Annotated in this window: 6 protein-coding genes and 1 pseudogene; 1 reads left to right on the forward strand and 6 read right to left on the reverse strand. The window is 37.2% G+C overall.

The genetic code is table 11. The features are described from left to right. Window positions 1-46: 46 nt before the first annotated feature. The 6 genes from AC2JBO_RS34070 to AC2JBO_RS34095 form a co-directional block, all read right to left on the reverse strand. A complete protein-coding gene (locus AC2JBO_RS34070; RefSeq protein WP_496958070.1) occupies window positions 47-802 on the reverse strand; it encodes a DUF4058 family protein in 756 nt (251 codons plus the stop codon). Window positions 803-902: 100 nt separating this feature from the next. Then, window positions 903-1,745, reverse strand: coding sequence for an SGNH/GDSL hydrolase family protein (locus AC2JBO_RS34075; protein WP_496958071.1), 843 nt, complete (start codon window positions 1,743-1,745; stop codon window positions 903-905). A 451-nt stretch (window positions 1,746-2,196) separates the two neighbouring features. Next, window positions 2,197-2,847 (reverse strand): flagellar motor protein, encoded by a 651-nt coding sequence (locus tag AC2JBO_RS34080; RefSeq protein WP_496958072.1) that lies wholly within the window; start codon window positions 2,845-2,847, stop codon window positions 2,197-2,199. A 2-nt stretch (window positions 2,848-2,849) separates the two neighbouring features. Then, on the reverse strand, window positions 2,850-4,343 hold the full coding sequence (locus AC2JBO_RS34085) for a hypothetical protein (protein WP_496958073.1): 1,494 nt from the start codon (window positions 4,341-4,343) through the stop codon (window positions 2,850-2,852). Window positions 4,344-4,401: 58 nt separating this feature from the next. Beyond that, the gene (locus AC2JBO_RS34090) at window positions 4,402-7,662 is read right to left on the reverse strand and encodes a tubulin-like doman-containing protein (protein ID WP_496958074.1); all 3,261 of its coding nucleotides are present in this window, start codon (window positions 7,660-7,662) and stop codon (window positions 4,402-4,404) included. 18 nt (window positions 7,663-7,680) lie between these two features. After that, window positions 7,681-8,826, reverse strand: a complete 1,146-nt coding sequence (locus AC2JBO_RS34095; RefSeq protein ID WP_496958075.1) for a vWA domain-containing protein — start codon at window positions 8,824-8,826, stop codon at window positions 7,681-7,683. A gap of 527 nt (window positions 8,827-9,353) precedes the next feature. Between AC2JBO_RS34095 and AC2JBO_RS34100 the strand changes: the two are divergent. Continuing rightward, window positions 9,354-10,046 (forward strand): annotated as a pseudogene (locus AC2JBO_RS34100) (peptidase U32 family protein); the annotation flags it as partial. Window positions 10,047-10,125 lie beyond the last annotated feature (79 nt).

The raw sequence follows: 10,125 nt of genomic DNA on the forward strand, positions 1-10,125 counted from the left end.
TTTATTTTTCGTTTTAGCTGCTAATTTTTCTTAGCTTTCACGCACCCTACGCATTCCCTAAAATTTCCCACGCCCAAGCCGCATCTTCCGGAGATAATGGAGGTTTAGCTGGTTGCGAATAATCAATAACCAAATCAAACCTCGCGCGGTCATAGATATCATGTAATAGTTGCTGCAAGTCTACCACTGGCTCTGTATCACCTTGTTTCAAAGGTACAGGAAAAGCAGGTAACGCATCACGGACTGTAAATGTGTATAAATCAGCATCTGGCCTGCGATATCCTCGGCTCACTAATATATAATAATCGCCTTTAGCATCTCCAAAAATCGGCATAGGTTCGCCAGCACGTAGCAAATCAATTTCTACTAAACTTGTATTTGAAGCAAAAACTTTAAGCCGTTTATTTTCATAAGCTTGTCTACCATCTTTTGAGCGTTTGTTTTTCGGTGAAAGTACTTCAACAACCGTAACAACTTCACCCGTCCGGGTAGATTTGATTTCTAAAAACCTTTCTGTAACCTCTTCTGGCATTGGAACTCTAACTCTAGCGGGTTCAGCTTGTTTAAGTGCTGTTGTTGCTCTCGTTGGTTTATTTTTACTTGCAACAGCTATATCCGTTACACCGACTAGTAATGAATCATCAACGCTTGCATAAACTCGTTCCTCAATCGAAACGTGATAACTAGGAACTATTTGAGGTGTTAGTGCATCTGCAATTGCCACTATTAGCCGATTATGAACTTGATTCCAAAGTTCCGGCTGTTCCAAATATGGATCCATCCCTGGAAATGGTGTAGGCATAGTTAGTTTAATCTTAATGCTCTACATTTGTTATAGCACTTGCGCTCTTATGCTCGTAGTGAGTACCAGAGCATACTTACTACGAACACAAACGAAAAAGTTAAGCGGCACCCAACTGTAACTGAGAATTTTGACTATTGAGAACAGTAAAAGCTTTTTCAGCAATAATTTGATGTGCAGCAGTAGTTGGATGAATGCCATCCCAGAATAAAAACTGGTTAGGATTACTACAACTAGCTCCCTGATTTAAGCAAGCACTTGTCACGTTTGTGAAACCGTACTTAGATGGATTAGAGATTGCATCCCGATATAGGGAACTTATATCTAATTCGATGATTTGGGATTTTGAGTCAAGGTTTTGTTGCAGTTGTGATAATGATTTAGTTAAACCCTGATTATGTGCTTTTGTCACTGCACTCAAACTTTGAGAACTACCGCTAGTTTTCGTTGCTGGTAAATTACCCAAGTCAGGTAAATTCGCAACTAAGATATTTTTGGCGCCTACATTAAGTAAGGACTCGACGGCTTGAGTAATATTTATAATAGGAACCGTTGAATCAGCAACACCATATATATAGTCATTAGCACCTGCCCAAATTACATACAGTCCGCTATCGTTTGAGTCTGAGTGATTTTTAGTAAAGTTCTCAACTTGTCCTAACAAACCAGGAATACCATTATTATTGATTTTTCCCGTAGTGGCGCCACCATAAGCATAATTTGCACTCAGCTTGGCATCAAGTGCTAACTTTGAGGCAAGATACTCTACCCACACCTGACCATTAGAATAACGTCCTTGAAAATACGGTGGATTTGGAGGATAATTTCTATTCGTCGCGCGATACATATTTCCGACATCCGAAAGACTATCACCAAAAACATACATCTGATTGATAGTACGCGCGCTGCTGTTATCGTGTAACGAAGATGTAACTAAAACCATAGTAAAACTAAGTAGAGATATTATTACCGTAAAAAAGTGCTTTTTCACTGTTAAATAAGTGAGAAATGAGTCAAAAATAAAACTTATTAAACAATCGTAGGTTGGGTGGAGGCTTTGCGGAACCCAACAAAACCCCACTTATTAAATTTATCGAGTAAAATACAACACAATAAAGCAATGAAGTGTGAAGCGTCTCGACTAAAAAATCAGACTTCAAACTTTATATACATATTTAAAGAAAACTTATTTTAGATGCAGCCTCATTTACTTATAGATACGTATAAGTGCTTAGAATCATTACCTTTCAACTGTAACAACTCTTAAAATATAAAGGGTAGTAATAACCGCCTTCCTAAGTTGTAATCATGCCATTAATGGAACATTGCCACTTAGGAAAGATAAAATAGTCAGTCGCAAGATATATTTTGATAGTAAGGTCGCTTAACCCATCCTACCTAACTTCTTTGACTTCACCTAGACGGGTGAAGCGAATTTCGATACGGCGCCGTTTAGCTTCGGACTGACGCTGTTGTTGTGGGATGGGAGCAAAGTCACCATTAGGTAAAATTAATTGTGCTGCGGAATAAGCGCGAAACCTAATTCCTGCCATACTTTTATTTCTTCGTTGAATTTTTAATAGCTCTTGAACTACAGCGAGAGAACGCATCAGTCCTAAGTCCGCGTTAGAACCTGCTTTCAAGTTGCTCATTGAACTCTTAAGATTAGCTGCTCTTTCTAAATAATTATCTAAATTACTTGTACTGGCGCCAATAGGTTGTTCATCAGTATGACCAATAATTTCAACTGTATTTATATTGTAATCTTTCGTTGTTTTTTCAATGTTTGGGACTAATTTAGTTTTAATATAATCTAACATTGCAGGTGGGACTACCGCGCTACCAGGGTCAAATCTATAATTCTCATCTGGAATTAGTAGAATTGGTGGAGTACCTGTATTTGTGCTATTAGATATTGTATATTTGGTCAGAGCTATTAACAATAATAGTAATAGTATCATGAAGGCATTGGACATTAAGTCTGTAAAAGCAGGCCAAATATTCAAGTCTTCAATGTCAGCATTTTCTCGTAACTTTTTCGCCATAATTATTTAGATTGGGCAATTAATTGTTTCATTTCCTGAAGTTGTTTGATACATTGTTGAATTTGAGTTGCAACTACTTCTTGATACATTGTGCGATTATTTGTAGTGAGTTTATTAATACCTTCTGTAAAACGCGCATCTAATTTTTGATTATTAGAGTTGATTTGCTGAGAAACTGTTGAATTTATACGGTCTGCTAAAGACTCAATACCCAAACTAATACCTTCTGTATAACTTCTCACTACTCCCAATAACTGTACTAAAGAAGTATCTACTTTCTCCCAACTATCTGCTTTATCTGTAATTTTTTGCTCTAATTTGTCTATTTTACTTAAAGTTATAGATAAAGTATTTGCACCTTGCTGAAGCTGAGGAATAATCTCTTTGAGTGACTGTTGATTATTTTGATGTAATGTTAGTACATCAATGGAGGTTTCATTCAACGTTTTAATACCTTTACCTAAGTCGCTTAATTCTTGAATACAAGATAGTAGCATACTCATTGTTTCAGCTAGACTTGTTGCTGAACGAGTAAATTTTTCTTGTGTGGTGGATAACTGCGTCGTAGCTGTTGATAATTTTTGTGGAAAATCACTTTTCTCAAAAGTTTTTGCTGCTTGTGTAAATACTTCAGAATTTTTACTCAATGCTTCCATTGCTTGATCAAATCTAGTAGCAGCAGAATTAATAGTTCCTGCGGCATTATAAAATTGTTCATAAACTTGTTTTGCCAGCTTAGTTGCTTCCCGGTTCCCTTCAATCATTTGCTGTGCTACATGTCCCATAGATGACTCAACTGCTTCACGAACGGTTTTGCCAAAGTTAGTTAAAAACTCATCTTGCTGCTGAACCATTCGATTAACTATTTTGTCGAGTCGAGTATCACCTTGTAATTGTGGTTGGTAAATATTATCTAGATAATCTTCCAGGCAATTAATTAATCTATATTTAGCAAAGCTAGTGTTTTTAATCCACGATATCAATGTGATTAATGCACTAAAAAAAAGCCCTGTTAAGCTTGTAACAAAGGCAATACTCATACCTTGTAATGGTTGTTGTAATTCTTGCACTAAGTTACTAATACTGTTAGTGCTTGTTTGATTCAACGTTTGGCTAAGTGATGATAAATTAATTGTAATACCTAAAAAAGTTCCTAATAACCCAAATGCTAGAAGTAAATTAGGTAATAATCGACATAAATACTCAATTTGATCATAAGTAATTTGCCCTAACTTTTCTTGGCTATAAACTTGATTTATTAATGCTCCTGTATTAACTTGTTCTAAATTTCGGCTTGCTACCTCAAATCTTGTTTCTAATTTTTCTATGATTCGCGGTTTACTTCCTGCTGTATTTGAGTCGATTAATCTTCTTACTTGTTTTTCTAAGTCAATTAGATTTTGGTAAAGTTGCCAGCGTAAGTATATAGTAATACATGATGGTAAAATTACAAAAATGAAAATAAGAAGAATTAAGTATGGTGGTATTGTTTCCATTATAAATGTCTCAAATGTTTGTAGTTGTATTCATCAAGTAGGTGCCCATCCAAAATAATTAAATTAAGGGATATTTTTTAAATATTCTTTGGCGTTCAGATTCGTATTCATCTTGAGTCATAAAACCATCCGCCAAATCTTTCTGTAGAAGTTCCAGTTCTTGCCGACGTTTTGCTCTATTATCAATAGTACTAGTAGTATTAGTTGAATCATAAACTGAATCATTAACTATTTCTGGAAGAAAAACTTGTCCATAATTATTTTTAGAATCAGAAATTACTGGTTGAGAAGTTTTTAATCGCGTCTCTATCTTTCTACGGAAGCGTGGAATTACACCCTCCTTTGCGGAAGCGTCATTACTGCCAATGACTGTTGACTGAAAAGGATAATTGGGACTATCTTGTGGTAAATCATCTACTTGCTTAATAAACGCGCGCAATTTTAATAGATACTCCTGATCCCAAAGTTCAGCTTGTTTTTCGATAACCCCAATTTCTTCATGCAAAAGTTTTTCTAAAGCTTGAGTCATATCTGAACGGTTAGCAAGTTCTTCTAAAGCTTGGTTCCATTCTTTACTTAAAGCAGCTATATGATAACTATCGCGCAACGTATCATAAAATTGGAATTCTAATTTACTATTGTCCTGACTGTCTAACAATAAACCAAGCGCTAGGCAAGGATAAAAAATATCCTCTAATTTTTCCATTTGCATTGCGTCTGGAGGAATGATATCAGGAAAAGAGGCGCGATAGTCGTTGTGAAGAAAAGATGTTGCAGAATTTTGTTCGCGTAGGTACGGGTTCCGCATTTTTTCTAAAGAACCTACAAGTCTGAGTGGAAACCCTGCATACTCGTTGACTATTAAAATTTCGTCCCCAGCTTGGGTTGGTTTAAGTACACTTGCTGGAATTCCTAAATCTTTATCTAGCAATGTTTTAAATTGTTGTACTTCAGACTCATCGGTATCTTTAAAACCAATTAACTTACTACTTTTAGCTAGGTCATCGCGGTAATATGGGTCGCTTAGGTTTAAACGCAGCAATGGTTCAGCTTCCTGCATAATTTGTGCTAGACGTGTCGCGCGCGCTGCTTGTGAATATTTTTGCATAAAGCGTTTAATGACAGAGTTGACGATATTAATACTCTTCGGAGCAAATAAACTATCAACTTTGATATCAATATCTTTTTTAAGCTGTTGCAAGGAGGTGCGTCCGTCAATAAAACAAACCAAAGATTTTTCTTGTCCAGTTGGTTCTATAATTGCTGCACTCGCTAGCACTAATTGGCTCTTGATATCATCTTCTGGTAACATAACTTCATAGCAACGAGCAATATCCTCGTTTTCAAATATTGCCTCGCCACTCATTTCATCAAAGTTCAATTGTTTGAAATCACTTTCTTGTTTTTCATAAGCGCGCGTCAAATTTTCTACTAAATTATTAAACGCAGCAACTTTAGTACTTATATCTTGGAGTATTTGTTGTAAATCATCAATAATCTTTGCTACTTCTTGCAAAACAGTTAACTCAAAGTTATGCTTAATACTCTCAGTAGCAGTTCGTAAAGCTTTTCTGGCTTCGTCTTGTAGTTGGTGGCTTTTATTATTTACAAATGGTATACTAGGTTTGTCTTCTATCTCCTGAATTATTTCTTCAGCATCACGCCACTGTTTTTCTATATCTTCTAAACGTTTCATTCCGGCATATTCAGAAATTTGTTCTTGTAATGAAGATTGATACTTACGCAAATCATATTGCAAAGCATCTAACCAATTACGAGTATTCTTAATAGAAAAATTGGGTTCGCTAGGAGTAAGCAAGCGAGCTATAAACTCATAAATATCTGCTGTGAGTTGCTGAGTAAGTTTAGGACTATTTTGTTGTAACTTAGTCAACCAAATGCCACGTATATTCTCAGTTTCACCCGGTTGAACTTTGCGAAACTGTTCTCTAAATTCTCTTGGTAATTGTCCACGAAGCGAGTTGCGTTCTTCCCGATTTTGACACCGAGAAATTACCTGTTCTAATTTATTTTTCCAATCTGTAATAGTTTTAGTAAAAATTTTATTAGATTCTTCGATAGATTCTGATAATTTACTCGCTATTTCATAACTTTTAGCGCGGTCGTTTTGCCAGCTATTTCTAGTTAAAAACTCTTCCAATAAACGTTGAGGTTCAGGACTCTGACCTTTGCCATTCAACCAGAATTTTGCTAAATCTAGATTAATCCAAGTTAAACTAATTTGAACGATAATATCACGAGGGAAATAAATTGCGGCTAATCCAAATGTTAAATATCTTTGTCCATTTGGACGTGGGTGCTTATCCCATTGAATTAAGTGTTGCAGAAAATTGTCTCTTTGTCCTTTAACAGTTGGCGCCAGTTCACCAGAAAAGTCTAAAGCAATTTTATAAGCAATAACGTTACATAATTTGCCTTGCGATAATATTTGATATTCACCTTTTGTTTGGCTAGAAACTAAATAAGTATAGTCAAATGGAGGACGTTTTTCTTGAACTATTGCTAAATTATCAATATCATAGCAAGCTTCAAATTTTGTACCTGGAGTACTATAGTAATTTAATTCTTTCAGCGCCGCATAAGTATTGGCGCCCATACTAGGAGTGTTGCCATACAATTCAGGACTAACGACAAAATAACCAACAATTTGAACGCTTTCACTGCCATAAAGATGTCTAAGAGCGTAAGCAACATCTAAGAACATACCGCTCCCAGTACCACCGCACAAAGAACCAACAACAAAAATATTCAGTCCTGCGTCAACTCTTAAACCTTGCTTGAGCATGAAAGAATCATGACCGCGCGTGAGTCTTTCTGCGGTTTCAATTGCCGTTCTCACTTTTTGATAATTATGGAAAAAAGCCAATCTACCAACCGGTCGAATACCTTTGGCGCCTTCTTCAACTGCTTTAATATTTCGCAATAATTGTGGAGGAAACCATCTACCAATATGGTCGTAGGGACTGTGACGAGTATATTCCGAACGGCGTGACAAACCTTCCACAAACATTGTTACTTCGTTAGTGGACATGGTAGCACTGACTTTCTCAGCTTCACGGAAACTAAGGTCAACACCGCGATAACTACTTCCGCTACGAATACCACTAACTTGAGTTGCAGCTTTATCTGTGTCGATATGAACAAAACTAACAATTGGCAAATTACTTAAATCGTTATAGCGGTCAACTACTAACCGTCTTATTCGCATTAATACATCTCGTCCAGTACCTCCTAAACCTATACAAACAGTGCGATTGATTCCACGATATTGCAGGTCATTTCCTGATGATTGAACCATAAGTTGCTTCCTAATCATTTATTTTTTAACTTTAATAAAAATCTCATAGTCTCGTTTACCATCAGGACAATTTATCCGAAATTGAGACTTAGATATGGCAGTTCGTGATGTAATTTCTTTGCCGTTATAATAAATAGATGCATCGGCAGGCGCCAGATAAAGTTTTTCACCTTTTCTTTCTAAATAACCTCTTACTTTTGCTCCTGGGCAATCTATAGAATCTTCACAGGTGCTATCGTACTCACCAATAGCTATGCGCTTATTATTAGATAATCGGCATACCTGGTCTTCCGAGTCTCCTGTTGCCTTAAAATCAACTACTAACTCCCATCTATGAAGCAAACGATTAAATTTGATAATTCCAAACACTAAACCTGCTAACACTAATAAAAGTATTAACCCAGGAAACCGTAACTGCTTAATTAAATAAGGTGTTACTAAACAAGTTTGCTCACCACCAGGCGCCGGAGTACAAAATTCCTGTACTGTAGGGGCAATATCAACAACAGAAAGATTATACTTTTTATTATCCTCAGTTTTAATAGCCTTTTCGCGTTTAATTAATGGTAAAGCATCAATCCAAGCTTGTCGTTCTTGACTTTCAGGAGAATTTGCTATCCGAAAAGGACTCGATGCGGGAGTTTCTATCCAAATCTTAGAAGTAATACCCGGTGAGGTCAACAGAGGTGCATCGCTAATCCAAATTACAGATTGCGGTTTAACTGGTTGATTTTGCCGTAAACGATTTTGATTAAGTTGGGCAACACCTTGATAAATAATTAGCTCCGCGCGCTGTATATCCGTACCATAACGATTTGGGTCTGAGGCAAAAGGTATTTTATTTAAAACTTTGTCTATATTCTCTTTATCTTGATTGATAAATTTAATCGGAGTTCCAAATGGTTTTACATCTGTCCTAGCTTCTGCGGTAGTAATATCCGTACTGAAGGGAACAACATAAACAGTATCCCCAGGCTTTAAACTATCTTCAACAATTTGCCGCAGTCGAATACGACCCTCATCATTCAACCCGACACTTTCGGTTAAATCGATTGCCAGTACTACATCGCGTCCTGACTGCAACCGAGATACCAATTCTAAGCCGTTTTTTTCTAAAGGCTGAAGTTTCTGCCCAGGTATAACTTTTACGGAAGTTTCACTCAAGCTGGTTTTGCGCGCGTTGACTACATTTGCTATTTTAGCGCTCGATTGTCAATTTGCCTGTGATAATACTTAGACTAAATAAATAGTTTAAATATTTTTTATGCTAATTGTAGCACAGGCATCCCTGCCTGTGTCATAGTGTAATGCTTTTTACCACAGAGGCACAGAGACACAGAGAGATATTATAGAGTAGGCACCAAAAAATCTGACCTTTAAATTCCGCACGGTAATACCAATTTCTATTACTTACTGGTATATGTCATTAATTCCGGGGTGTTGTTTGCAACAAATACAACGGATGTAATAGATAAGTTATTGCTTACAAACTAACTAAGCGTTACTTAATATTAACCATGCGTTACGTCAGCTCACAATCTGTTGGCAATCTCTCTTTCTCTCTTCTCTCCGTGTACTCTGTGTCTATGTGGTAAAAAATATGTCACTGCACAGGCGAGACGCTTATGCTACAATTTCACCTTCTCTAAACGATATCATGGTTAAGGTGTCACTCTCCTTCCCTCACTACCATGCAAGCTGAACTCCAACTTCCCCAACAAAACGCGCGCACTTTAAATCGTCCCTCACTTCTGGCGCCAGCAGGTAACTGGGAGTGTGCAATTGCTGCTGTTGAGAACGGCGCCGATGCAATATACTTTGGTTTAGATAAATTCAACGCCAGAATGCGCGCGGAGAATTTTACCGAAGCTGACTTGCCTGAGTTAATGGAGTTTCTGCACAGCCGTGGTGTTAAAGGATACGTCACTCTCAATACACTAATATTTCCCCAAGAGTTACGCGAAGCTGAGAAATATTTACGTACAATTATCTCCGCAGGAGTTGACGCGGTAATTGTTCAAGATATTGGTATTTGTCGTTTAATTCGCCATATTTCAGAGGACTTTCCAATTCACGCTTCGACTCAAATGACAATTACCAGCGAAGTTGGTGTAGAGTTTGCCCAAGAATTAGGATGTAATTTAGTTGTACTCGCGCGCGAATGTTCGTTATCAGAAATTAGCAAAATTCAAAATCGAATGCAATATCGCGGCGCCTCTTTACCTCTAGAAGTATTTGTTCACGGTGCCTTATGTGTAGCATACTCAGGACAATGTTTAACTTCCGAAGCATTGGGAGGACGTTCTGCAAACCGAGGAGAATGTGCCCAAGCTTGTAGAATGCCATATGAAATGGTCGTTGATGGCGAAGTATTAAATTTAGGAGCACCTGCAGCGCTCTGTTGTTGCGTAATCGCGCATCGTGTGCAGCTGCTCCATGGCGTTGGCAAAGCGCTGTGAGACA

It is taken from the genome of Calothrix sp. CBUCES-K 9914 (genome assembly GCF_059640475.1).

Bases quoted from the DNA above. Each gene is read 5' to 3' on its own strand.
- AC2JBO_RS34090 (WP_496958074.1), bottom strand. From the start codon at position 7,662: ATGGTTCAATCATCAGGAAATGACCTGCAATATCGTGGAATCAATCGC.
- AC2JBO_RS34075 (WP_496958071.1), bottom strand. From the start codon at position 1,745: ATGGTTTTAGTTACATCTTCGTTACACGATAACAGCAGCGCGCGTACT.
- AC2JBO_RS34080 (WP_496958072.1), bottom strand. From the start codon at position 2,847: ATGGCGAAAAAGTTACGAGAAAATGCTGACATTGAAGACTTGAATATT.
- AC2JBO_RS34070 (WP_496958070.1), bottom strand. From the start codon at position 802: ATGCCTACACCATTTCCAGGGATGGATCCATATTTGGAACAGCCGGAA.
- AC2JBO_RS34085 (WP_496958073.1), bottom strand. From the start codon at position 4,343: ATGGAAACAATACCACCATACTTAATTCTTCTTATTTTCATTTTTGTA.